This is a genomic window from Pantoea sp. R13S299 (assembly GCF_048515925.1).
In the GTDB taxonomy this organism is placed as follows: Bacteria; Pseudomonadota; Gammaproteobacteria; order Enterobacterales; family Enterobacteriaceae; genus Pantoea.
Genome location: NZ_JBLYEF010000001.1, coordinates 595,527 through 618,488, shown reverse-complemented (window position 1 = coordinate 618,488; position 22,962 = coordinate 595,527). Strand labels below are relative to the sequence as shown.

Genomic DNA, 22,962 nt, shown 5'->3' with positions numbered 1-22,962 from the left:
TCATTTACTCCAGTTATTTATCTCAGGCTGGGGTTTTCCCGGCTCACCGAACGCCAGCGAAACGCGGGTGCGGCCTTGTTCATCGGTTCCCACATGAGTGACGCGATAATTGACGCCATTCACCACCGCGCCGTCACCCTTGGAAAGATCGGCAATATCAGCCGTCATGGCGCTGAATGCTGGCGAGTAGTCTTGCAACTCACCGCCGCCCGGCACACTCACAGGTGAATCGGGCGATTCAAATATCACCACCACCGGGCGCGCCTCACCTCCCATTAGCAGGGTGGCCGGAGATTCCTCAGCAAACGCCCGGTTAATCCGGGCATCCGCCTTTGCCAGCCGCGAACGGAATCGGTTCATCAGAAGCCCAGCCGCACGGCAACAGACTCGTCACCGGCTTCAGCATCCGCCCAGGCAGTACCGGCAAGAGGATTAGGCGTAGCATCTTCACCTACTTCCGCCGTCACCTTGCCGTCTGCAAGGTAGAGTTTCTGGCCCGTCCCGACAGACTCTGCCGCTTTTGGCAGTACAAACACCCCAGCCGTATGAAGCACACCCCATAAACCCGCCAGAATATCGTCATGTGCTACACCCACCAGCGCCCCCACAACCACTGCCTCGCCGGAGGCAATTTCAGTAGCGCCAGTGTTCAGATAATCAATCGTTCTGCCGTCCTGCTGATAATTCGTTGCCATCGTTACTCTCCAATGAAAAAGGCGGCCTGCGCCGCCCGGATATAAGAAAGCCGCCCGGAGGCGGCTTATTTGTTGGTGACTTTAACCAGGCCCCGATGATCCAGAGGGGCAACACCTGCATCAATGCGAACCTTAAACGCCGCACCATCAATGGTGAACCCCTGCTGCTGCTCCAGATACGGGGTATCAATGCCGTCCAGATAGGCGACCTCGATAGTGTCGCGGCCCTGCGCTGCAGCCAGGTAATAATCAGTCGCGCTGCTGTCATCCAGACGCGCCTCCGACATGACCTCCACGAAGTTCTGAATCGGGTTATTGATGCCACTGTTAACATCAGCACCCGGCACGCTGGCAGATTTGATCAGCTGGTTGGCACGTGACTCGATAGCGACGGGTGCCAGCATAAACGCCGGGCGAATATTCAGGTTACGCTCACCTGATTTCTGCAACTTCATCGCCTTGCGTGCCGTGTCCAGACCTTCAATGCTCAGACCGGCTTTAATCAGGTTGCCGTGGTCGGCATGGAACAGCGGCTTACCGTCTGACATTTTCGGGTTGCTGGTCAGGACGGCCCAGACCAGATCGCCTACTGTTGCTCGGGCTGCGCTTCCCATCGCCTGCGGAATCCCGGTCAGCATGGACAGATCGTCATTGATGATGGCCTGACGGTCAATACTGAACAGGTTGCCGTAGGTTGCCAGCGCAATCGACTCGCCACGATCTTTCAACGTGACATATTTATATTCAGCGCCCGGACGCACCTTGCTCAGTGTCGGGAACGTCTCAAGGCCAACGCGATGCGCCGTTTTGAAATCAGTCAGAATCCCTTTCCGCGTCCATTTATCAAAAATTTCTTCGGCCTCATTCCAGCCCATCAGCGCCGCTTTATTAGCCACGTCCATCAGGATATTGCCAAAATCACTGTTACTGTGGGTGAATGCCAGACCCACCATTGCCATCGGAGTCTGATGACCGGCAATACCGATCCCGCGATCAACCAGAGAAGCACGTGCCAGCTCACGCAGCGTATAGCCTGCATACGCATTATCTTTTTCTGCTTCCGCATAGCCCACGCGTGACATGATTGCAGCGCGAACTGAGTCGCCCACCAGATTGCCGTTACCCGCGTGCAGATGAATAGCACCCGGCCCGGCAAGTGGGGTTGTGCCTGCCGCCAGCGCGGTCAGCAGTTTGCCGCGTGCAACTTCCGCTGAGCATGACATATCACTGATACATTCGGTGCGCAGAGAGGCAAAGGCCGGGAATGCCTCAAACACTGCGCTAACGGCATTAACGCGCTCAGCGTTCGCCGTCTGCATCTGCTGCTGCAACTGAACAGCCAATGCGCCGATATCAATGTTGCCTGCCTGAACCGGCGCGGGCGGAGTGGCTGCTGCCTGCAGGGCAGGAATCTGCGGCGCTGGCGTCTGAGCAGCTGGTTTTCCTTCCGCGCGTGGCGTAAACAGTGATTGGAGTTGTTGAGGCATGTTGGTGTAATCCTTCAGTTTGTTTTCATTCATACAGGCTGCTGCCTGCAGTTCAGGTTCCAGAGTATCGGCAAAGCCTTTTTCAACGGCCTCTGCACCGCTCAGCCAGGTTTCGGCTTTCAGCATTGCCACAAGCTCCTCCCGCCCAAGCCCGGTTTTATTCATGTAGGCGTTAAGCATCAGCGCCTCATTACGATCCAGGAAATCTGCGTAATCGCGCATCTCATCGGAATCGCCAGCAATGCCACCCCACGGTTTATGAATCATGATCCAGGCGTTTTCCGGCATATGCACGTTGGCACCCGGCAGGCAGACAATCATGGACGCCATACTGGCGGCCACGCCGTCTACCCAGATATCCATCGTGGCTTTAAGGCGTGACAGCGTGTTGTAAATGGCAAAGCCCTGCATCACATCACCACCGGGGCTGTGAATATGCAGGTCGATGGCGCTGGCCTCAAACACACCAGCCTCTCGGCACTCATTCACAAACTGCTGGGCTGTGATGCCCCAGCCGCCGATCACGTCATACAGATAAATCTCTACCCGCCCTGCTGCCTGCGCACGAATCTCATACCAGCACTGACCGTTTGCCGCATCGACACCGGCCAGCGAGGCTTGAGGGTTAATCAGTTTTTGAGTCGTCTGACTCTTTTGATGTTGCATCTAACACCACTCCTTTATCGTTGGCGGCGTCGGAATCGAACACCAGCCCATGTTCCCGGTTGTATTCGGTCTCGCGCAGACGCTGGCGCTTAACCTCCTGCGGATTTTTGCCACGCGCACGCGCCCACTCCGCCTCAGTACTGGCACCGCCACGCACATTGGCTTTCCACGCCTGCGCCTCTTTAACCGGATCAATCCACGGCATCACCGGCCCAAGATAGAGCGCGTTATAAAGAGATTTTTGGTCTACATCGGGAGGGATTTCGATACCGCTCAGGAGTGCCATTGCCAGCCATGCACGGTATACGGGGCGACTGTGCTGCCCCACAAACCACTGCTGGAGAACGTTGTACCCCTCAAAACTCTCCACCAGCTCCTGACGCTGTGAGCTGTATGTACCGTTGTAGTCGCGTGCAATGCTGGAGTAGCTGCCGCGCGTACCGGCAGCAACGGCCCGCATCTGCCCGTTCCTGAACTCGTAGAGGTGAACGTTGGGACGGTTTGATTCCACCATGCCGAGGTCTTCACCCGGCTTTAATTCGTCATAAATCATGCCGGGCGCGATGTTGTAGAACCGCTCTCCGCCAGGCTCCGAAAATTCACAGCTGTCATCCAGAGACTGCGCATCACCGCGCCGGATGTAGAACCCCAGCGCTGCAGCGATGCGCGCTGCAACACGTTCGGACTCTTCATAGTCTTTGATGTCTGACAGACGAGTGATAACGCCGTGAATAAGGCTGATCCCGCGCAGCTGATGAAGGCGTTTGCGCTGCGCCAGATGCAGCATGTTGTCTGCAGAAATAGTTTTGAATTCAGTGTTAAAGCCGGTAAATGAGGCCGGATGGTTTTTATAGACCTTGTAACCAGTGGGTCGCCCCCATGCGTTAACGATGATGCCCTGCCTGATTTGCTGCCCTGTCGTGCTGTTCAGGGTGTATGGAACGAAATCGGCTTCCAGCATTTCCAGCGAGAACGGCACTGATGTGGCGTGCTGTAACCCGGCTACGTTGCCGCGCACCAGTTGAGTGAACACCTCACCGTCACGCAGTGCCGAACGCAGCAGCAGCCGTTCTGCCTCGGGGCGGGTAAACATCCCAGTCACTTCCGGGCGCACTGACCACTCCGCCCATAATGCTGATAGCTGGCAGGCAAAATCGCCGTGCAGATTGCCATCAAGGTCGAGCGGCTGTGGCTCAACGTGGATGCCGTGCGCTCCGATTACCCGGTCCTCCATTTTGTCGAACAGGCCGATGACCAGATCGTGGTTTTCATCCAGCCAGCGCGCCTGCTCACGCAGTGAGGTTCCCGCTGCAAATACAGCGGTATCCGCTGAGCGGGATTCGCGTTTGCTTTTATGCAGCCGGGACGGGTGAGCGGCCTCATACGCCTGCAGCCGGAGGCGGTTTTGCGCACGTGCAGCGGCCCACCCAGGCGAAATAACGCCGAGTGTTTTTTCAATAAATCCCATATCGGCCCTTAGTTAAATCTGGCGAGTTTGTAAGAACCGCCGCGACCGCGTTCAGCGCGCCAGCGTCTTTCCCAGTAATCCAGCTCGGTGCGTAACGCCACCGGATCATGGTTGGTAATAGCCCGACCGTTTACGCCGGTAAACGATACCGATTTTCCATCCAGCGAATCGGTGTACGCCTGACGCACCGTGAGGAGCATCTGGTAAATCTCACTTCTCGTCATTACAGCCATCCTCCATTGCCAGACGTCCCGGCCCAGCCATCTGAAGCGAGGCTATTTCGTGGCGCTGGTTTGGGAACGTTTTGTTTTTTGGCTTTAGGTTTTGATTCAGTTTTCTGCAGAGGCTGATCGCCCTTCACGATACCGGGGTTGGCATCCTGTTCCCGCGCCCATGCTGGCGGGTTTTCCCAGTCGCGGATTTTTTCATACCCGCGCAGAACGGCTACGGCCTGCGCATAACAGAACAGGTCAAACGCCTCGTTATTACCTTTTCCGGGTTTGCGCCATTTGCCATCAGCGCCGCGCTCCTCATAGGTCAGTTCGTCGTAAAACCATTCGCCCAGCCAGTCCGGGAAATGGATGTAACCTGCACCGGGCGTTTCGCGTGAAAGGTTATTACTCAGCTGGTCTTTGAGCGTATCGGTCTGAAGCAGATAGACAGGAATCTCCCCTCGAACCTCAGCACGCCTGTCGGCCCTGCCGCTGTTATCCGGAAATGTTTTGGTGATTGTTTTCTGGCGTTTTGTGCTGTCGCCTTTGATGAGATAAACGCGTCTGGCCAGTCCGTCCCGGCGACACTGCCGCCAGAATTTATAAGCATTTCCGGTCACGCCCTCCTCGCCGCCGCTGTCCACCGCCATTGCCAGAACCGTCATCCGCTGTTCCTCGTTGCTCTGCAGCCGGTAAGTTTTATCCAGCACGTCGGAAACCAGCAGTTGCCAGTCCTCCGGATAGGCATCAGGCCGAATTGGCAAAGCCTCGCCGTTTTCATCATGTCGCATTGAATAGCGGATGTTGTAGCGGTCTATCAGCCAGCGCTCCCCGTTTTCGCCATACCCGATTATCTGCACCACGAACCGGCGTTTTTTACCGCCCTGCACGTCAACTGCGGCCAGCAGGAATCGCACTTTAGACGGCACCAGCCGTTTGCCATAATCCTCAGCACGTTTCATCAGGACGTCTGACTGGCGCTGTTCGACAGATGCACGCGGCAGATACGGACGCCCCCAGTCGGTGTTAATAACCGCCCTTAGCGCCTCTTCACTCTGCGTTGCCTCATACTCCTGCTCAGCGGTCAGTAATTTGTAAACCAGCTGCGCCCACGTCTGATAAGCCGCAGCTGGTCCCTCCATCCAGAAAGAAGCGATGCGAGAGCGGCGTGGTTCACCTGAACGATTCCCGGCTACATCAATTTTTTCACCCTCACGCAGCCAGACACCGGATTTATTCAGTTCGCGTTTCAGGTCAGCTGTAATGACGTTGTTGCAGTGAGGGCAGCAGATATGAGCGGCCTCACTCGCTTTAACCGGGTCGGTGTCGTCCCGATAACCAGTCATCACCTCCATCTCTGGCTGGAAATACTCTTCACAGTGTGGGCATTGCCAGTACCAGCGGCGTCTGTCTCCACGGTTATAGAGGGAAAGAGAGCCGGTTGTTGGCGGTGCTTCGTGAGGTGACTGACGACGCCATTTGGTATTGGTTATCTCTCTGCCTGGTGAACCCTCCACCAGCGTCATACCCGCCGACATGAAAGTCGTGGTGCGTTTTGAGGCCAGAGAAAATCCATCACCTTCTCCGTCTATGTTCTCCGGAAACCGGTCATAGTCGGTCAGCGCAACATATTTAAAATCGGATGACGACATGATGTTGATGGATGGCCAGCCTATTTTTAGATAGTTACCAGCCAAAAATGTTTTGTCGTGAACGTTGTTATCATTGCGCAGCGGGCTGAGGCGTTTTGCCACTTCAGGGCTGACACGGAACGTACGCGCCAAACGTTTCTTAGAGTGCTCCCTCGCCTTCTCCTCCGTCATCTGAACGATCAGCATGTCAGACGGATCGCAGACCACGTTATAGACCACCCATCCATCTATCAGGCCGATTGTCTTGCCTGTTCTAGCAGGGCCAACAAACACCACGGCATCATATTCACGCGATGCCAGACAGTTCATTGGCTCGATAATATAGGGTGCTAAATCGGGGTCCCATTCCACTGAGTTCCCTACACCCACGGGGACGCGCATGTATCTATGCACTGCCTCCGCTACCGGCAACCTGCGTGGCGCACGGATGATCGAGGCAGTGTTTTTTCTGATCTCTGCCGCCGTGGCCTGATGCATGGTTACTCCTCGTCTGGCAATTCCTCCTCTGGCGGTGCGTCAGCCATTTCAACTTTCACGGCTATCTGATCGCGCAGGTCATCTATAACTTTTTGAACACGAACTACTGCTGCAGGTGTCATAGCGCAGTCACGCTCCAGAATGTCTGGCAAAGTTTCGAGCACCTGAACCACCGCTTTAGCCATTGATGAAAATTCCCGTACTACCTCTGATGCTTGGATCAATTCCCCGGTTTCCTGCTGAAACTTGAGGCGCTCGCGTTCGGACTGAAACCACGCTTTTCGATCAGGCGGCAGCATTTTGTCGACGTTCACCAGCTCTTCAGATGTTGTCCGGCTCAGGAGTTCTTTGAGAATATCCACTACTGAAAACAGTTTTAATTTTGGATTGCTTCCAGGTGCAGGCTGAACACAGCTCAACTTGCTGGAGACCGTCTGTCGATGCATATCGGTAAGCGCAGCAAGCTGATTAATATTGAGTCGGAGATTTTTAAATTCTTTATCCATGATGATGAACAAAATTTAATCATTTCGACATCGTGAAAAATTTCACGACTGAAATATCAGAAGGTTAAGGGGATGATGATGATGTCGATAAAATGCAAAAAACTAGCCGTTTTCCGCGTGTCGCCGCCCCCTCGGTAAACGATCTCGCCGGGAGTACCTTTTCAAATGAGAATCATTTTCAATTGATTAGCTTTTCGAGGTATCGTACGACGATACGGAAATATATGATCCAACCAGGGTGGTTTTGAACCACACCCTTAGATCAGTGAATTTCAGCCATCGCCCTGGCCTGACGGTTTGGCCTGCCTGAGACGCGTCTGGCGCATCCTGAGAAAGACAAAATAATGCCGACCCAAACTCCACCTGAACATCATAGGTTTGGTCGGTATCGGCAACGAGCTGCCACTCTTCGGTTAAATCCAGGTTAGTAGTCTTCACTATTGCTCCCGATAGTTATTTAGCAGTTATGACTAGCGTTGAAACCATGTCACGCAGCATCACCTTCAGCGTGCAGGTTCCCGCTGTGAGTATGCTCACGGCAGCCTGACCACCAGCGGATGTGCTTATATGTTGCACCATGCTGGGGTTTGATATTGTCCAGACAGCACCGTCTGCGCGCCCGATTTGAGCGCCAGTTTCACCGCTGACGAGGAATGCCCCAAGATATTGCCAGCCTTTAGGGGCGGTTGCGTTCAGCATCGTGTAATGCGTGCTATCTATCTGCGTTACGAACCACGGCGACGTGGGTGTTTTGTTGCTGTCGTTCTGGATGAATATCGTGTCCGCTGGTGGTTTATCCTGACCGCCTATAACGATTGCGCCGGGTGCTGATATCCCGGGCATAATGGTGCCGCCAATGACAGTGGCATCGGGTGTAAAAATCATTGGTTGCTCCAATAAAAAAACCGCCCGTAGGCGGTTATGCGTAATGCTTCGACCAATGCTTACTGCATTCGTCTATTGCAAAGGATATTTGACGACCATAGCCGCGACTTAAAGAATCCATGACCATTGTAGGGAAGCCCGTATTTTGCTGAGGCGCTAGGTGCTCAAGAGATACCTCATCATCTGTTCTCATCCAGAGCTTAAGGCCGGAAATCTCTGTTTCTCTATAAACGGTGATTAACTCAATATTGTCCGCTGAATCCCCATCATTTTTGAAGATCTCATATCTCGTCATTTCTCCATCACCACCGCGGTATTGCAGGACTCGCTCCAGTGTCAGTTTAGACATAACGTTTAGCCTCTAATGTTTAACAAGATGAAACGTTAAATCATCACTTAGGCCAATTCAATCCATCATCAAGCACACTCATAAATGCGCCTTATGATGATTACGTCTTAAAGTCGGGTAACTCTTGGCTCTTACGCCATTCTCTCACTTCAGCAACAACTTTCTCTGGAGTCAGGTCTTCATCGTAATTGTAGTAAATCAGATCTGAGCTTTTAGGGTGCTCGCTGACAGTGATGAAGTTCTCAAGCAACACGTTTTGGTACTTTTCACCACCTTCAGCACTGAAAATCTTAGCAACTAACTCCGTAAACTCTGCTTCCGTGTAATCCTGAAATGTAGGTTTCAACTTCATGGCTGCTCTCCTCCTTTTCGGTGAAGATCATCTTACTCTTTTTGCTCCAACACGTATTCCAACTTGAGCACGCCAACAGGCGCGTGGCAGCCCCAAATTCGACTTCATGAGAAATACCTTCACTCCAATAAAAAACCGCCCGGAGGCGGTTAAATTTTTAGTCAAAAATAAATTTAACTTTATGCATTTCTGATAACTTTTGAAGAATCTCAACCTTACTAGTCCGACCCTGGATATATTCTATATAAATGTTAGATAGTTCATTCCATAAACCAGTAAGCTCAGTTTCAAATAATAAACCTTCACACATTACCCACGCTGTCAATGCATTATGCCATCGCTTCTTCAGTTCACTATATGCAGCCGACGTCTTATCGCTACCTTGTGTGACAAGGAAGGATGATTCATTCATTTGTATCATTGCCGCCTTAGCTGCATTCCAGTCATCAGGCATCATGTGAATAGCGTAATCCAAAGCGAACAATGAACGCTTTAATTCACTTTTAATTTTTGTCTTTTCTTGAACCTTCCAGGTATTTAAAGCGGCGAATGCAAAATACAATGTGATAATTGAACTTATTGCTGCGATACTAGTTGCTATAGCACCCCACATAACCCAGTATGCAGAGTCACGAGTAGCTATTAGTGTTTCGAAAGATATTAAATCTGCGTCCATTTTTTGCCCCCAATTGTTTACAAGGACAATAATACACGACTTCAAATATCTAATCACTTCAACCTTTCCTCACTTACTTGCCGAGGATTCTTGTTGATGCAGGTTATAATTTTTTTGAAAGTCTGGAATTGACACAAACTCTCTCCCAAGTCTCATTGTGATAAAGGATTGAACGCTGTGTCGGGCCACTCATAAAATCGATATCGTGGTCACTGACATAGATCGGGCGTACCCACTCACAGTTGGTATCAATCACCTTCGCGCCGCCACCGTTCCCGCAACCGCTCAGAGACAGCAGCATCAGGCTGGCTGCTAATATCCTGCTGAACCTCGACAGCATTTTTCAGCACCTCAATATGTTTTTCTGATTCCTCAGCCTTAACAGACGCCCGCTCAGCTGCTGCTGTGGTTTCAGCTGCTTTTTTGCCTCTGCTACGACCCAGACCGAATGCAGCCACTACCAGACCGGCAATGACGGCCAGCACAGTTAATAGTGTTTGCATCAAATCAAACCTTTGTAGGCGTCATAGGTACCGCTGCGCATAACCTCAGCATGGCGGCATGCACGGTCAGGTGTCTGGCGTGCCCACAGGCTGTTCAGCATTCCACCAGCTGCACCAGCAAAATCACCACGTGCAATCATGCCCAGCGTATTAGTGAATCCGGCCAGACCGGCCACACCCATCTGATAGGCCATGCTGCAGAGAATGTCCCGACGTGCGTCATTACACTGCGCCAGCGCGGCAACAATTGCAGGCTGTCGTTTCATAGAGGCGGTTTTCGCATCTACCAAGCATTGCTTCCAGACGTCACCAGCACGGCGCGGGACGGTAAACTGATATTGATTCAGCGGTGCGTTCTGAGGGCCAATTCTGATACCACCGGCAACTGTTGGAAAATTGCGGGTGTCCCAATAGGGAGTCTCTTTGTAGCCCTCCTCAAAATTGAGGATTTCAATAATTTTACTCACCGGTTTTACTCCGTGATGGATTTGAAAGGATACGCGCCACATTCCCGCGTGCTGCAAATACAGCGATGCACGCCAACCCGTGCGCAATCACTATCGACCATCCGGTTGACTGGTAATAACCAAACAACCACAGCAATACAAAATTGCCGTAGGCCAGAATCAAGCCTGCAGCAATCCAGGAATACAGAGGTTTATGCGTTCTACCCTGTTTGCTGAACAGCATCAGCCGCATAGCAATAGCCGCACTGAATGCGACCACTAATAATGTTTGCGGATCACAGTGGACAGTCATGATTTATCCCCCAGCCATTTTTTAACGAATGGCAGTTTTGAAACGCCACCATTTTTCAGCCAGAAATAACCCTGCACCGCCGCAGCTGAAATGATCACCGCTGCCAGTGCGTCCAGTGGTTTTTCGCGGTAGTTGAAATAGTCCTCAACTTTGTCAGCAACAAATCCGGCTCCAAATACGCCAGCTGCATAGCCAAACAGGAAATAACCAAAAATCTGTCGTCGCGTCAGGTCGCTGGCGGTGACGATAAAACACATCGAACCGGCAAACGCACCGAATGCGATTGAGTAATCTACAGAGGTGATGAATCCCACCAGCGCAGACGTGACAATGCCCCAGCCAGCTACGGTTGCAGTAGCGCCGGTGCTTAATGGCTCAGCCATTAGCGGTCCCTCTTAATGATTAATAAATTCTGATTTATTCGATTAGCTGATTCAGTTCGCTAACCGTCTGCCGGAAACGTTCCTCTTCCAGCTCTACACCAATTGCAGAGCGACCGAGCTTTAAGGCCGCCTTTATCGTTGAACCTGACCCCATGAAGAAGTCAGCAACTACATCACCCGGCCTGCTGCTGGCGTTGATAATCTGCTCCAGCATATCGGCAGGTTTTTCGCAGGGGTGTTTGCCGGGGTAAAACTGAACCGGCCTATGTGTCCATACGTCTGTATAGGGAACCGCGACTGAAACGCCGAAATATCTGCGAAGAGATTTGTACTCCTCCTGCAGCTCCAGATATTTGCGGTTCAGTGAGTGATACGTGTCCACCAGTTGGTGGTGCGGTGTTGCTAATGTTCCCGATTGATGGCGCGAAATGGCTATCTCAGTAAACAGCGCCTGCAGCTTCAGGTAATCAGCCTCGCTGGGCAGCTGCCATTGGCTATAGCTGAACCAGTGCGAGGTCATGTTTTTCTTACCGGTTGCCGCAACAATCTGGGCAGCGGTAACACCCAGTTCTGACCGGGCATTACGGAAATAATCAATCAGGGGTGTCAGCACCTGCTGTTTCAGTTCATCGCATTTCCGAGCGTAGGCGTCTGGTTTGTATGGCCCCTGATAATGCTCTGCAAATAATATCCGTTCAGTCGCGGGGAAATACGCTCTCAGGCTTTCTTTGTTGCAGCCCTTCCAGCGCCCTTCAGGCTTAGCCCAGATGATGTGGTTAAGAATGTTGAAGCGGTTACGCATCATGATTTCAATATCAGATGCGAGTCGATGCCCTGAAAACATATAAATGCTGCCGTTGGGCTTCAGCACTCTCCAGAACTCTGCCAGGCAGCAATCCAGCCACCGCAAATAGTCTTCATCCCCTTTCCACTGATTATCCCATCCCTCCGGCTTTACTTTGAAATACGGCGGATCGGTAACAATCAGGTCAACTGAATCGTCTGGCATGGTTTTCAGCACGCGCAAACAATCGGCATTGATTAGCTCAATGCCGTGCATGGTTATTCTTTTTATCACTCAAAAGTCACTCAGTTTCATAGCCAAAATAACATTCGGTTCGTAGGTGTTCTCTGACAGCCTATCGAATGCATAACACTTCCACATCAAAGCGTTAGCTCACAATCTTATCAATTTTAACGGAAACTTATAGATGAAGGAATAAGGGGGTTAATACTCAACTTAGGATTAATGGATATGAAAACTCACCTCAATTGGAAAGATTTAACGCGATTTAGCGCAAGCGCTTATACCCATTCTTAGGATGGTAAGCAGCAATGCGTGGAACCCACTCTTATCACATTACAAGGATTTTTGCGTACGCGTTAGTGATCTGCACGTGTTTTTTAGGTATGATTCGAAAAAAAGAAGTATTAGAAATTTACTTTGTCACTAAAGGATTGATATGAAAGTAAAAAGTATTGGTTTCCACATTGAAAACTTGAATCCACACATTAATATCTCTGAAATATTGAAGTCTTTCATAGATTCATCTGCGCGGGTGCACTCGTATCTGGATTACTCTAGACAAATACTTTTGACAGAAGACCCAGATTTCTACGTAGGCATGGTTTTGACTTACAGGAATCAGAAGAAAAGCTGCAAGTCCACCATAAGTGGAGGTAAGTTCAAACTGAAAGTTGAAGACTTAAAAAGTAATGAGAAACTTGTTTCATTCAATTTCTTTTGCCTCAAAAAGTCAACACTTAAAGGTTTATACCTCTATCACCATTCGTCATGTTCAATTAATTCTTTATTTTCAAATTTTCAAACTATTAGTAACGAATATATTCGAAAGAAAAATACTGATGAAATTAGTTTACTAGGAAACAAACCTAAACAAAAAACGGTTGTAGCCATCAACAAGAAATACAAACAAAGGCCAAACTTTAAGATCCTTACAACTAAAGACAATATAGAGAATATTCTAGCTCAATTTAAAAAAATTAAGTCCGCGTCTTTCAGGTTCTCTCATTTGGATTTCATAGAGAAACCAATGAAAGCTATTGAAACCTTGACTAATAACATAGATGTTAATTTCTCTATCGAAAACGCTGCGAGAACGAAAACAAGCACCTTAGGACAACTGATTTCTGACGCTTACAAAAAAACATCAAACATTTTAAAAGCTAAGGTTGTTGCAATAGACTATTTAGATAACGAAAGGCTTATAGATGTAGTCAATTGCCCCACTTTTTTTGAACAATATGATTTCGATTTTATTGCTGATAAAGTTGATGGTTTGACAAATGATAACTACACTTCAAATGATGTTGTAGGTATAATAAAAGATCAAATCATCAATGGAAAAAACAGGAATGTTTTTAATTAATTGGCTTGGATCATTAAGAATTCGCTGTCAGTACCTGGTACTGATAGCTTTATCTTTTCTAACGCTTGCTGCACTGATCTGTCTTTATCGTCATTCCCCTGAGTTAAACACACGATTTTTTGAGTTCCATCATAAGAATCTGAGGGGTTATCTTTTTTCAGGATTCATATCAGTAGGGTCTTTTCTTCTTAGCTTACATACTTTTGTAATAGTTAACTTAAAAGAAAAAGTGTTCGGGACTGATGATTACAAAGAAACTTTTGCAGCAGCTCGTGGTATAGCGAAGGGGGAAGTTAATGAATCTGAACTTTTCAAACCACTGGATAATTTATCGTCATTCATTAACCTTGCTATTTGGCTTTCCATTATTACAGCAATTTCGCAATTCACAATAGGTTTGTCGACGAACTTTTATGCTAGTTTATTTTGTGTATGGCTTGCTATTTTAACTGTTTTCCTGATGCTATATTGTCTTATTATTATACGGGAAAACATTAAAGTATTCTTAAAACAATAAGGCGGCCTTAAACCGCCTTATTGCAATTAAGACAAATACGAATCAAGCATGCATAAGCAACCTTCAATAAAACCAGTAGCTGTTTGTAATTCTTTTCTTATAGTTCCATCCGAGCACTTTCTTTTTTTTGCAATATTCCTTAATGATAATCCGATAACATAATGAACGATTATTAATTCATACTCTTCTGGTTTACACTTTCTTAATTTCGCCACGCACCCGTCTATTTTTATTCCTTCATCATCACAACATTGTATCCTAGATTTTTTACCGTGCGGAATTAGGCCCTTGAATCCAGCAGCTATTGGCTGCCAGTCAACACCACTATTATCGCTAGCAGCCCAAGCTCCCCATGAATCCAAAACTTGTGACATATCACGCATTATTATCTCCACATAATTAATTTTTTACTGAACTAATAACACCGACCGCTATTGCGTAATCGAGGAACCGAAACAGCAGCGCAATCTGGCTTCCATATTTTTCCTCAAATGTCCTTACATCCCGGTGCAACTCATCGTGATGCGCTCTGCAAAGCGGTATCACAAAGAGATCGTGAGATTTCGTACCCATTCCCCCCTGTCCATAACCAATGATGTGATGCGGGTCGTCTGCCTGCTGATTGCAGCAGGCGCACGTCTGCGACTTCACCCATCGCGTGTATTTCGCATTTTCCCAGCGGCGGCGTTTAGGTCGCAGCATGAATGACTCAGGCGACTCCGGGTCGGCCTGTAGCGTGATAATACTTTTAACTTCCTGCCCAGCTTCCTGAATGATTTCCGTGGCCGGACGCACTGGCGCAATCAACGACTCTTTAAGCTCGCCTTGTGGTATAGCGTCTTTTGGCATGCGCAGAACGCGCCGTGCCGGTGCCTCTGGAATCAGATCAACAACGTCATTCAGTGACGCCCACCAGCATAATTCTGGCAGTGTGAGCAAGTGGTCGCCGTGTAGCGCCATCTGGTTGCATGCCACTTTAATGATCCACAGCGCAGCGTTACGTTTCGCGATGACGTCCATACGGCCCGGCATGCCGTTTTTCATGAATTCAGTATCATGGCTGCAGCATATCGATACCGGGCCACTCTCAGTCTCTGCCATTGTGAATTCGTGATAGTGCCAGGTTCCCCGTTGTTCCCACTGACAGTAACCCAGCGACTGAACATATGACGCCAGCGCATTAAGCCCACCAGCAGCCGTAATGACGCGCTCATGACCGAAGAAAGCTGCCAGCAAGGGTTCATCCAGTAACGGCTGCGTACTATCGTTTAGTAGCCCTGATGGTTTGTCTGTCAGGTCCATTGTTGGCGTGCTGATTACTACACGCCCCTTAAAAAGTTTTAGTAGGTCCGGCCCCGGCTTAAACAGCACAATCCCTGTGCGTGGTGCAACCTCGGGAGTGAGCAGCGCCCTCATGCCGCCCTCCCAATCAGACGTTTGAGCAGGTAGTGTGTCGCAATCAACCCAGCTGCCAGCGATACCAGAGTTGCGCATGCGTATCTGTATGCTGGGCAACTGATTGCCAGCCAACTGAGGCATCCACTCAGGACCCAGGCTAAAGCGCATATCACCACCACCGCTATAAAGTCATTTTTCACTGCAACTCTCCCATGTCCGGGATAGTCAGTTGACCCGCGACCTCGCGCACGGCCTGACGCAGCATGCGGTAATTGGACCAGCAATCACGGTCGGTCTGTTCCACCAGCTCGATGAACTCCTGAACCGTGCATGGCTGGTCCTGCCGCAAACCAATCAGCACGCTGGAGAACTGCTGCAACTGCTCTTCCACTACCTCGGGATCATCATGCTGCTCAGATAACCACTGCTTGATCGCCTGGTCATCCTGGTGCTGCTGGATGAATCGCAGGGCTGACTGGATGGTTTCCTCTGGAACAACTACGTGCTCAGGGTGCTCAACTGAGTCTGCCGCCCATGTGTGCGCATATTTGGACTGAGCGTAGGTATATTGGGATTTGATTTTGAACGCCGCCTGAATACAGGCCCAGACCTCTACGCCGCTCTTCTCCAGGATTTCATGTTTCAGCAGCGGCAGGTCATCACCCTCGTCATTCTCTGGCTCAGCCGGTGCCGGTTGTTCACTTACGGACGTAGTGACGCCGTAATGCTCTCTGGCGGCCTGAATGATATCCATCAACTCAGCTACCTGCAGGTCAGTCTCAAGCGTCAGAGTAACGCGTGCGCCCTCCTCATCCTGCTCTGCCTGGCAATGTTTGGCTAACAGCTCCACCAGCTGGCGAGACTGTTTGGCACTGAATTGCGTCATGGCGGCAGCTTTGGTCAGCTTTTTCTTGCCCGCTGCTTTGACCTTTTCCAGTTCTGTTTTTGCCACCCTGCCTGCTGACGCACCATGCTCACGAACCAGCGCGACGGCTGTAGTGGCAGCAACCTCTTTGTTTTTAACCAGTGCGATCAACTCATCGCCAGACGTCAGCAGCGACAAGTGGTTTTCAACGTCAGTGATCGAGCGTTTAACTTTTTTGGCAATCTGAGCCTGTTCCCAGCCCTGATTAATCAGGCGCTGATATGCAGCTGCTCGCTCAAGTGGTTCCAGTGCGCGTCCCTGGCTGGACGTGACCATGAAAGCGATACGGTCCGCCTCGCTGCCTATGAAGTCTTTGCATTCCAGGCGGATGTCATAACCGGCCTCTTGTGCCAGTTTGGCCCCGTAGTAACGGTGGTGGCCATCGATGATTTTTATGCCCTGCTCAGTTACCTGCACAGCGAGCGGAGGCACCTGCTCACCAGCGATGTAGGCATCACGGAACTCCTCGACGTGGGTCTGATCGATTTCCCGGATGTTGTAACCAATCTCGACATAGAGTTCATCAACACCCAGCAGGTAGGTTTTGCGGGTCGTGATGTTCGTTTCAGTTTTAGATTTGTTGTCGTAAATTTTCGATAGCGTAGTCATTTTTGAAATCCCTTAATAACCGCGAAACCCTTCCGGGATGGCGTAATCCACTGGTGAAATGTCTGTGACTGACCGCTGAACCGGACCGAGCCTTACCACCAGCTCATCCCATTTTTCGCGGAGTTTTGCAGGGCTGAGGATGTTCCGGCACCAGAACGGATCGCTCTGAACGCGTTTGAACATCTTGCAAATCTGGAAGTGTGTGCGCTGGTCCTGTGAGCACATCAGGCGCACGTCATTCGCCCACGCAGCCCAGTTCGGCTCTTTGGGCCTTGCCAGTTCGCCGTCAGCCTCTGCCGCCTTCTCGTAGAGTTGTGTGATCTGCCCCCATATCCATTCCGCGCACTTCAAGTCCTCATGGCTGCCCCACAGGCGTTTCTTCTCGCTGTAAACCACCGCGTCGGGAAAGCGAGCCAGGATTTGATCGGGGTTATCCACAGGCGAGTCGTCTGGTCGCGAAGCGTCCGGACAAGAGAGGTTTTTATCTAATGGATCATGTTTTGATCTTACTGACGGATCGTCGCCAGATTCTGGGGGGTGAAAACCCGTTTTCTGGCCGGATTTTGACGGGTGAAAATTTGACGCATCAAAATTTGGTGCATCAGATTTTGACGTGTCACATTTTGATGTGTCAGATTCTGACGCATCAGATTCTGGCTGGTGAACAGCAGCGGCTTCGCGCAGTTTCCTGACGTTTAGCTGATACATATTCGAGGTGTTGCGGTTGCCCTTACGCCGTGGCGTACTGTTCAGCCAGCCATCAGCCTCCAGCTTGCGTATTGAGGTGCGTACAGTGCTGGGACCAGCCCCAATCTGGCGGGCGATTGTGGCAATTGACGGCCAGCAAACCCCCTCATCACTTGAGAAATCAGCCAGGCGCGCCATGATGGCCACACTGGTGATTTTCATGCCTGACGCCGCGCAACCGTCCCAGACGTATGCAGACAATTTCACGCTCATCCAACTCTCCTGAACTTCTGGCCCCACAGATTGCGGGGCTGGACGCAGACGTGCGGATAGCCTGGACGCCTGAACAGCACCCTGTTATTCGCTACATCAACGCCAATGGTTTCAACAATCACACCGCGTGGGTCGGCATAACGCGCAACCCACGGCTGAATAATTTCGTTTGTCTGCTGGGGCATTTAGCCCCCTGTTTTGCTTAATTTTTGAAGGTGGACGCCCACAGCCCACTCCACGAAACTGTGGTTAACTGCGTGATGGCCATCAGGTAAATTGAGCGAATAACGAAATGGCTGCTGGCTGCGCCCGCCCGTCATGGGCAGGCAGCGGAATTGCGGATAGTTTCGGGATCTGTTTAAATTGTTCACGCGATTATTTCTCCACACTAATTGATGTAGTCGCCGAAGGCGCTGGGCTGCAACCCGGCGCTTTCACTTTTCTGAAGCACAGAAAACTTTGTAAACCAGCGTTGTATGCTCCTGTAATTTCGTAATGGCACGGTGTAGTTCCTCGTCAATAACCTCGCGCTCGTGCGGTTCTACTACTCCATCCTCGATAGCTGCCCTGACCTGCTGTGAGTACCGGGTGATCTGCTCAATAGCCTCCAGTAGTCGCTGATTGATATCGCCGTAATCCACCAGCTCAACATCAGGCAACGGCACAAACACCCCGCCGGACACTTTCGCAACCGCGTTCGCTACGTCGTGATTGCCACTGGCGCGCTGTAACAGCATTGACCAGCCGAACGGGAATATCTGATCACCACCTGAGCGCAACCGGTTATGAATTGCGTCCTCAGTTACATCCAGAATTTCAGCAGCTTCGCTATATCCACCAGCCAGCCCTGCAATAGTTTTGCGAACTGCTTTCACCAGCCACGAAGGTTGCCTTTCAACTTTCCATTTCGGCTCGTTACCCACGTTTCTGAACCCTCTTCTGTGGTTCGAAAAGGGGGATTAATTCTGGATAATCACTCGCTTCGAACATGAGTTCGTTGTTAGTTAATTTCGAAAGCAACATTGCAAACTTCCAGGGGATGGGGTCAGGCCACACGCTCACGCTTGATTTAGAGATATTCAGAAACCGAGCCGTAGCGGTTACTCCGCCGTAATAGTCCAAAACAATATTTTTTTTCATAACCCTCTCATCCGTAAAAGCGAACAAATTCAGTCTACGTTAACGAATCCCGTTTGGTCAATAATTTCAACACTTGAAGTTTAGAAAAACGGACGAATATGAAACAGTATGGTAATCAGACAATCAGTGATCGCATTGCCAGCAAAATGCGTGAACTGAACCTGCGCAGTAGAGACATCGTAGCCGGAACCGGGGCATCAAAGAGCACGGTTAGCCAGTGGGTGAATGGTGGCAATAACCCTTCAGCAACACACATTCCCAAATTAGCGAAACTTTTAAACGTCACAGAAACTTGGTTAATAAATGGAGGCAGTTACTCACAAAGGGGTAACTCATCTGAGATAGATCAAAGGCCCATGCAGAAAATACCTCTAGTCTCGCTGTCGCAGGCGGGGGACTGGAGAAATCTCATGAACCAAACAAATGAATTTTCTGAATGGACAACCGTTACTGACGACGTATCCCCCCATGCGTTCTCTGTAGAAATGGATAATGACTCAATGGCTGGTCTCATCCCGGAGGGAGCTATTGTGATATTTGACCCTGACCTGATACCCCGGTCGGGCCAAATTGTGTTAGCAAATATCGGTAATACAGCGGTAATTAAAAAATTAGTAATAGACGGTCCCAGCGCATATCTTGCACCGATTAATTCCGGTTATAAAACCATCGAGTTAGAGTCTCTCTCACAGATCGTCGCAACTGGCATATCTGTCCAGACTAAGCTGCCTTAAATACCTATAAACCACACAGACAAAGGCCGAAAGTTCGGCCCCACCCGCCAGCGTCCGTAAAAACGAACTTTAACTGTTGACCAAAACGTCCGTAAATGCGAACATCCGTTCTATTGAAACCTCTGGAGGTTGTAAAGATGGACGAAGCATACGAAGAGTATTTCAACAATCTCAAAGAAGGCGAAGAAGCACTCAGCTTTATTGAATTCGTGGCCTGCCTCTCGTAAAACATTAAAGCGTGGGGAAATGGCGGTGGATAAGAAAGCAGAAGCAATTTTAGAAAATGTCGCACGCCTTGAACTGGCAGCCAGAAAGGGCTTGAAGCTGAATGAAGAGGTCAAGCCTCACTTAGCGCAAGGCCATATGATCTCTGTTGAGCACTGCAACGCAACGATCCAGAACTGTGATTTGTTTCGTAAATGGATTAGCGAGTTTTTTGGAGCATGAGGATAGATTGTTGTTCAGTCATGCCGTAACCCTGAACAAAAACTTCAATTTCTTCTTCCTTACTCTCGTTCATGAAGGTTTCGCCACCGAGATTATGGAGTTCACCTGATATGGCATGTCCCTTCTCAACGTCATAGCTACCGAGAAGTTCTGCGACCGTGAATTCCCCAATTTGGTCACGAATAACGATGTAACCATTGCGGTGCTCATGATGTACGACGACTCCGCGCATAAATATCCCTTTCTGGATGTGTGAGAGCAACCAGAATACCACCTCGCCTGATGTGGTTAAAAGCAGGCTTATTTTCAAATGTGGAGAAACGGCAGTGGGCTATTGCAGTAGCCCACCAGCCATAATCGAGGAAATGATTATGATCCAGGACATCGACGACCTGATTACTGAAATTTTCGACGAATACCCCCAACCACGCCTCATCTGTAACACCCCTGGCGATTACACACCAAGCCTGGTTTCGCAGCTCAACCTAAGACGCACCGCACGCATCAACCCATCTCCTACCCGCTCCCCGGCAGGTTCCAGTCTTGCTCAGCAGGAGGCGCAGTTATGAAAAAACTCGCCCAATATCGCCGCAGCAACGGCCCGAACGCAGGTTTCAGCGAAAAACTCGCCTGGCAATTATCAAAAGGCCCGGCGACAGGCCGAGAGCTGGCGGAACGGTTTGGCATGAGCCTGCGTGAGTTCAATCGCCTAATCATTAATACGATGCGGCATGGCGGCGAAACTCTTCAGGTTGAGGCCTCCAATCTTGTCTGTCTCGATGGCAACTCTATCGACCGCACCTACAGGCTCATCAGGCGTCCACGCCGCGTAGCTCGGCAGGCACTGCCGCCAATGGTCATCAGCCAGAGCAATGATCGGTCAGAAGAGGCTATCCAGCGCCACCGAGCTGCAGCTAAACGACGTGCCCGACTGATTGCCAGCGGGATTTACATGGAATGCATGGGTTAGGGAGGCACCAATGAGCATTAAACCTTTGGAAGTGCAGCGTGATGAGGACGGCTACTGGACACACCCGGACTATTTTGTGCCTGCAAACGGTAACGAGTATGGCGTTCCCGGTGAGTTCAGCACGTGGCTGCGTCAGCACAACCTGGAATCATTCACTCTATCCCTAGAATCTGACGATGCAGCATCTGAAGTTGCAGAAAAGTATTTCGATGGGGGCTTTGGTTGCGACATCTCCTTATGGCAGCCATCCAAGCCAGAAGGCAACGGCTGGTTTGTCGGCTCCATTCACGATACCGAGGACGGCCCCTATTGCATCTGGCTTCGCCCTGTAATGTTAGGTGGCCATTATTAAACGTCCCGTGATCTTTAACTAAGACACGCTTCGCCAAGTTCGCGAAGAGATAAATTGAAACTAAACATAGATAGGCCGTGACCTGTCACGGCTCAGCAGACCTGTTGCAGCAGGTTATGTGGAGAGAACGAGATGTCTGATATTGAAAACGTGATAATTTCTGATGCCGATATCGAAAAAATAACCGGCTATAAAATCCCCTCAAAACAATGCCAGTGCTTGAAACAGGCGGGTATATTTTTTGTGGTCCGCCGTGATGGTCGCCCCAGAACTACATGGCAGCATTTCAACGATCCCATTTCATCAAGAAAAGCCCCGGACACTAATCAACTTGAACCCAACTTCGGAGCACTGGATTAATGGCACGCGTTCGCAAAAACGCTGCAGATGCCTGGATGCCGCCACGCGTTTATCGCGGTAAGTCAGCCTATGAGTTCCATCCCAAAAACGGTGGTGCTATACGCCTCTGTGCGCTGGATGCGGCCCAGTCTTCTGTATGGGCAGCATATGAGGCGCTGATAAATGAGATACCTGATGACAGGCTTCTGGCGTCACTGGCTGACCGCTTTTTCAAATCGGCTGATTTTTTCGAACTGGCACGCGAAACACAGCGGGACTACCTGAAATATTCAAAAAATGTTTTAGCTGTTTTTGGTGCCATGCCATCTGATGCAATCCGGCCTGAGCACGTCAGAAAGTACATGGACAAACGTGGAATAAAAAGTCGGGTACAGGCCAACCGGGAAAAGGCGTTCATGTCCCGTATGTACCGCTGGGGCTATGAGCGTGGCATGGTTAAGGGTAATCCAACGAAAGGGGTTAAAAAGTTCAAGGAGGCGTCGCGAGATCGGTACGTGACCGATGCGGAGTACCAAGCTCTCTATTCATGCGCGCCTGATGTGGTGAAGATCGCTATGGAATTAGCCTACCTCACCTGCTCCCGTCAGGGTGATATTCTCGCAATGAAAAAGAGCCAGATCATGGATGAGGGCATACTGATCAAACAGAGTAAAACCAGTGTTGCTCAGATCAAGGCGTGGTCGCCACGGTTTGCAGCAGCAATCAAAATGGCTGCCGAATTGCCGCTCAAACCAGGGATGAGCAGTATTTTTATCATCCACCAGCCTAACGGTTCTGGCTACACCCGAGACGGGTTTAATAGCCGCTGGAGTGCTGCACGTGAAGCGGCAAAGCTCAAATTTCCAGAACTACTTTTTGATTTCACTTTTCATGATTTGAAGGCAAAGGGTGTGTCTGATCTGGAGGGGGATTTGTACGAGAAGAGAGCCATTACGGGGCATAAAAACGTGGAGCAGACTGCTACTTATGACAGAAAAATAGTGGTGGTTCCCGTAGTTGGCGGACAGGTGAAAGAGAAATAATATTAGGAATGGATATTAGGATGCTGAATTCAGGCACAAAAAAACCGCCTCTGAGGGGCGGTCATACG

At 50.0% G+C, this 22,962-nt stretch carries 33 protein-coding genes; 9 read left to right on the top strand and 24 right to left on the bottom strand.

The window, feature by feature from the left end; translation table 11 throughout:
* The 16 genes from ACN1CO_RS03050 to ACN1CO_RS02975 form a co-directional block, all read right to left on the bottom strand.
* Nucleotides 1-360, bottom strand: coding sequence for a head-tail joining protein (locus ACN1CO_RS03050; RefSeq protein WP_187491675.1), 360 nt, complete (start codon nt 358-360; stop codon nt 1-3).
* Nucleotides 360-695, bottom strand: a complete 336-nt coding sequence (locus ACN1CO_RS03045) for a capsid cement protein (RefSeq protein ID WP_419137559.1) — start codon at nt 693-695, stop codon at nt 360-362. The genes ACN1CO_RS03050 and ACN1CO_RS03045 overlap by 1 nt, the downstream gene beginning before the upstream one ends.
* A 65-nt stretch (nt 696-760) precedes the next feature.
* Nucleotides 761-2,848: a ClpP-like prohead protease/major capsid protein fusion protein gene (locus ACN1CO_RS03040; protein WP_419137557.1), complete on the bottom strand. Its 2,088-nt coding sequence runs from the start codon at nt 2,846-2,848 to the stop codon at nt 761-763.
* Entirely contained in the window at nt 2,808-4,316 is a 1,509-nt protein-coding gene (locus ACN1CO_RS03035) for a phage portal protein (protein ID WP_419137555.1), read from the bottom strand. The genes ACN1CO_RS03040 and ACN1CO_RS03035 overlap by 41 nt, the downstream gene beginning before the upstream one ends.
* Before the next feature lie 8 nt (nt 4,317-4,324).
* The gene (locus ACN1CO_RS03030; RefSeq protein ID WP_187491671.1) at nt 4,325-4,540 is read right to left on the bottom strand and encodes a hypothetical protein; all 216 of its coding nucleotides are present in this window, start codon (nt 4,538-4,540) and stop codon (nt 4,325-4,327) included.
* Entirely contained in the window at nt 4,540-6,657 is a 2,118-nt protein-coding gene (locus ACN1CO_RS03025) for a phage terminase large subunit family protein (protein WP_419137553.1), read from the bottom strand. The genes ACN1CO_RS03030 and ACN1CO_RS03025 overlap by 1 nt, the downstream gene beginning before the upstream one ends.
* A gap of 2 nt (nt 6,658-6,659) precedes the next feature.
* A complete protein-coding gene (locus tag ACN1CO_RS03020) occupies nt 6,660-7,163 on the bottom strand; it encodes a DUF1441 family protein (RefSeq protein ID WP_187491730.1) in 504 nt (167 codons plus the stop codon).
* 453 nt (nt 7,164-7,616) lie between these two features.
* Nucleotides 7,617-8,048 (bottom strand): hypothetical protein, encoded by a 432-nt coding sequence (locus tag ACN1CO_RS03015; protein WP_419137551.1) that lies wholly within the window; start codon nt 8,046-8,048, stop codon nt 7,617-7,619.
* Between the two features lie 34 nt (nt 8,049-8,082).
* Nucleotides 8,083-8,397: a hypothetical protein gene (locus ACN1CO_RS03010; RefSeq protein WP_419137550.1), complete on the bottom strand. Its 315-nt coding sequence runs from the start codon at nt 8,395-8,397 to the stop codon at nt 8,083-8,085.
* 100 nt (nt 8,398-8,497) lie between these two features.
* On the bottom strand, nt 8,498-8,749 hold the full coding sequence (locus ACN1CO_RS03005; RefSeq protein ID WP_419137548.1) for a bacteriocin immunity protein: 252 nt from the start codon (nt 8,747-8,749) through the stop codon (nt 8,498-8,500).
* 157 nt (nt 8,750-8,906) lie between these two features.
* Nucleotides 8,907-9,425, bottom strand: a complete 519-nt coding sequence (locus tag ACN1CO_RS03000) for a hypothetical protein (protein WP_419137546.1) — start codon at nt 9,423-9,425, stop codon at nt 8,907-8,909.
* Nucleotides 9,426-9,673: 248 nt separating this feature from the next.
* The gene (locus ACN1CO_RS02995; RefSeq protein ID WP_419137544.1) at nt 9,674-9,928 is read right to left on the bottom strand and encodes a hypothetical protein; all 255 of its coding nucleotides are present in this window, start codon (nt 9,926-9,928) and stop codon (nt 9,674-9,676) included.
* The gene (locus ACN1CO_RS02990) at nt 9,928-10,395 is read right to left on the bottom strand and encodes a lysozyme (RefSeq protein ID WP_419137542.1); all 468 of its coding nucleotides are present in this window, start codon (nt 10,393-10,395) and stop codon (nt 9,928-9,930) included. The genes ACN1CO_RS02995 and ACN1CO_RS02990 overlap by 1 nt, the downstream gene beginning before the upstream one ends.
* On the bottom strand, nt 10,388-10,687 hold the full coding sequence (locus ACN1CO_RS02985) for a phage holin family protein (RefSeq protein WP_419137540.1): 300 nt from the start codon (nt 10,685-10,687) through the stop codon (nt 10,388-10,390). Before ACN1CO_RS02985 ends, ACN1CO_RS02990 begins: the two co-directional genes overlap by 8 nt.
* The gene (locus ACN1CO_RS02980) at nt 10,684-11,070 is read right to left on the bottom strand and encodes a putative holin (protein ID WP_419137538.1); all 387 of its coding nucleotides are present in this window, start codon (nt 11,068-11,070) and stop codon (nt 10,684-10,686) included. Before ACN1CO_RS02980 ends, ACN1CO_RS02985 begins: the two co-directional genes overlap by 4 nt.
* 34 nt (nt 11,071-11,104) lie before the next feature.
* Nucleotides 11,105-12,130, bottom strand: a complete 1,026-nt coding sequence (locus ACN1CO_RS02975; RefSeq protein ID WP_419137536.1) for a DNA-methyltransferase — start codon at nt 12,128-12,130, stop codon at nt 11,105-11,107.
* 403 nt (nt 12,131-12,533) lie between these two features.
* Here ACN1CO_RS02975 and ACN1CO_RS02970 point away from each other — a divergent pair, with 403 nt between their 5' ends.
* Both ACN1CO_RS02970 and ACN1CO_RS02965 read left to right on the top strand, forming a co-directional pair.
* Nucleotides 12,534-13,460 carry a hypothetical protein gene (locus ACN1CO_RS02970; protein ID WP_419137535.1) on the top strand — a complete coding sequence of 309 codons (927 nt, stop codon included), beginning with the start codon at nt 12,534-12,536 and terminating at the stop codon, nt 13,458-13,460.
* Complete coding sequence (locus ACN1CO_RS02965) at nt 13,447-13,977, top strand: hypothetical protein (RefSeq protein ID WP_419138960.1); 531 nt, start codon at nt 13,447-13,449, stop codon at nt 13,975-13,977. The genes ACN1CO_RS02970 and ACN1CO_RS02965 overlap by 14 nt, the downstream gene beginning before the upstream one ends.
* 26 nt (nt 13,978-14,003) lie before the next feature.
* On the opposite strand, the gene ACN1CO_RS02960 is transcribed toward ACN1CO_RS02965, so the two are convergent.
* The 7 genes from ACN1CO_RS02960 to ACN1CO_RS02930 form a co-directional block, all read right to left on the bottom strand.
* Complete coding sequence (locus ACN1CO_RS02960) at nt 14,004-14,360, bottom strand: antiterminator Q family protein (RefSeq protein WP_419137533.1); 357 nt, start codon at nt 14,358-14,360, stop codon at nt 14,004-14,006.
* 16 nt (nt 14,361-14,376) lie between these two features.
* Nucleotides 14,377-15,393: a DUF968 domain-containing protein gene (locus ACN1CO_RS02955; protein WP_419138959.1), complete on the bottom strand. Its 1,017-nt coding sequence runs from the start codon at nt 15,391-15,393 to the stop codon at nt 14,377-14,379.
* Between the two features lie 178 nt (nt 15,394-15,571).
* Complete coding sequence (locus tag ACN1CO_RS02950; RefSeq protein ID WP_419137531.1) at nt 15,572-16,909, bottom strand: ParB/RepB/Spo0J family partition protein; 1,338 nt, start codon at nt 16,907-16,909, stop codon at nt 15,572-15,574.
* Nucleotides 16,910-16,921: 12 nt separating this feature from the next.
* Nucleotides 16,922-17,869, bottom strand: coding sequence for a helix-turn-helix domain-containing protein (locus ACN1CO_RS02945; protein WP_419137530.1), 948 nt, complete (start codon nt 17,867-17,869; stop codon nt 16,922-16,924).
* Nucleotides 17,866-18,054, bottom strand: coding sequence for a DUF4222 domain-containing protein (locus tag ACN1CO_RS02940; protein WP_083068488.1), 189 nt, complete (start codon nt 18,052-18,054; stop codon nt 17,866-17,868). The genes ACN1CO_RS02945 and ACN1CO_RS02940 overlap by 4 nt, the downstream gene beginning before the upstream one ends.
* A 249-nt stretch (nt 18,055-18,303) precedes the next feature.
* The gene (locus ACN1CO_RS02935) at nt 18,304-18,792 is read right to left on the bottom strand and encodes a YmfL family putative regulatory protein (protein WP_419137527.1); all 489 of its coding nucleotides are present in this window, start codon (nt 18,790-18,792) and stop codon (nt 18,304-18,306) included.
* Nucleotides 18,785-19,009 (bottom strand): Cro/CI family transcriptional regulator, encoded by a 225-nt coding sequence (locus ACN1CO_RS02930; protein ID WP_163657217.1) that lies wholly within the window; start codon nt 19,007-19,009, stop codon nt 18,785-18,787. The genes ACN1CO_RS02935 and ACN1CO_RS02930 overlap by 8 nt, the downstream gene beginning before the upstream one ends.
* 98 nt (nt 19,010-19,107) lie before the next feature.
* Here ACN1CO_RS02930 and ACN1CO_RS02925 point away from each other — a divergent pair, with 98 nt between their 5' ends.
* Both ACN1CO_RS02925 and ACN1CO_RS02920 read left to right on the top strand, forming a co-directional pair.
* The gene (locus ACN1CO_RS02925; RefSeq protein WP_081273833.1) at nt 19,108-19,743 is read left to right on the top strand and encodes a LexA family protein; all 636 of its coding nucleotides are present in this window, start codon (nt 19,108-19,110) and stop codon (nt 19,741-19,743) included.
* Nucleotides 19,744-19,995: 252 nt separating this feature from the next.
* Nucleotides 19,996-20,190, top strand: coding sequence for a hypothetical protein (locus ACN1CO_RS02920; protein WP_163657216.1), 195 nt, complete (start codon nt 19,996-19,998; stop codon nt 20,188-20,190).
* On the opposite strand, the gene ACN1CO_RS02915 is transcribed toward ACN1CO_RS02920, so the two are convergent.
* Nucleotides 20,168-20,422, bottom strand: a complete 255-nt coding sequence (locus ACN1CO_RS02915) for a hypothetical protein (protein WP_419137524.1) — start codon at nt 20,420-20,422, stop codon at nt 20,168-20,170. The genes ACN1CO_RS02920 and ACN1CO_RS02915 overlap by 23 nt on opposite strands.
* Before the next feature lie 139 nt (nt 20,423-20,561).
* On the opposite strand from ACN1CO_RS02915, the gene ACN1CO_RS02910 reads away from it, so the two are divergent.
* The 5 genes from ACN1CO_RS02910 to ACN1CO_RS02890 all read left to right on the top strand — a co-directional run bounded on the left by ACN1CO_RS02910 (nt 20,562) and on the right by ACN1CO_RS02890 (nt 22,894).
* On the top strand, nt 20,562-20,759 hold the full coding sequence (locus tag ACN1CO_RS02910; RefSeq protein WP_409390039.1) for a hypothetical protein: 198 nt from the start codon (nt 20,562-20,564) through the stop codon (nt 20,757-20,759).
* Complete coding sequence (locus ACN1CO_RS02905; protein WP_419137522.1) at nt 20,756-21,160, top strand: hypothetical protein; 405 nt, start codon at nt 20,756-20,758, stop codon at nt 21,158-21,160. The genes ACN1CO_RS02910 and ACN1CO_RS02905 overlap by 4 nt, the downstream gene beginning before the upstream one ends.
* 10 nt (nt 21,161-21,170) lie before the next feature.
* On the top strand, nt 21,171-21,512 hold the full coding sequence (locus ACN1CO_RS02900; protein ID WP_419137520.1) for a hypothetical protein: 342 nt from the start codon (nt 21,171-21,173) through the stop codon (nt 21,510-21,512).
* Nucleotides 21,513-21,644: 132 nt separating this feature from the next.
* Nucleotides 21,645-21,872 (top strand): DUF4224 domain-containing protein, encoded by a 228-nt coding sequence (locus tag ACN1CO_RS02895; RefSeq protein ID WP_064704762.1) that lies wholly within the window; start codon nt 21,645-21,647, stop codon nt 21,870-21,872.
* Complete coding sequence (locus ACN1CO_RS02890; protein WP_419137517.1) at nt 21,872-22,894, top strand: tyrosine-type recombinase/integrase; 1,023 nt, start codon at nt 21,872-21,874, stop codon at nt 22,892-22,894. The genes ACN1CO_RS02895 and ACN1CO_RS02890 overlap by 1 nt, the downstream gene beginning before the upstream one ends.
* Nucleotides 22,895-22,962 lie beyond the last annotated feature (68 nt).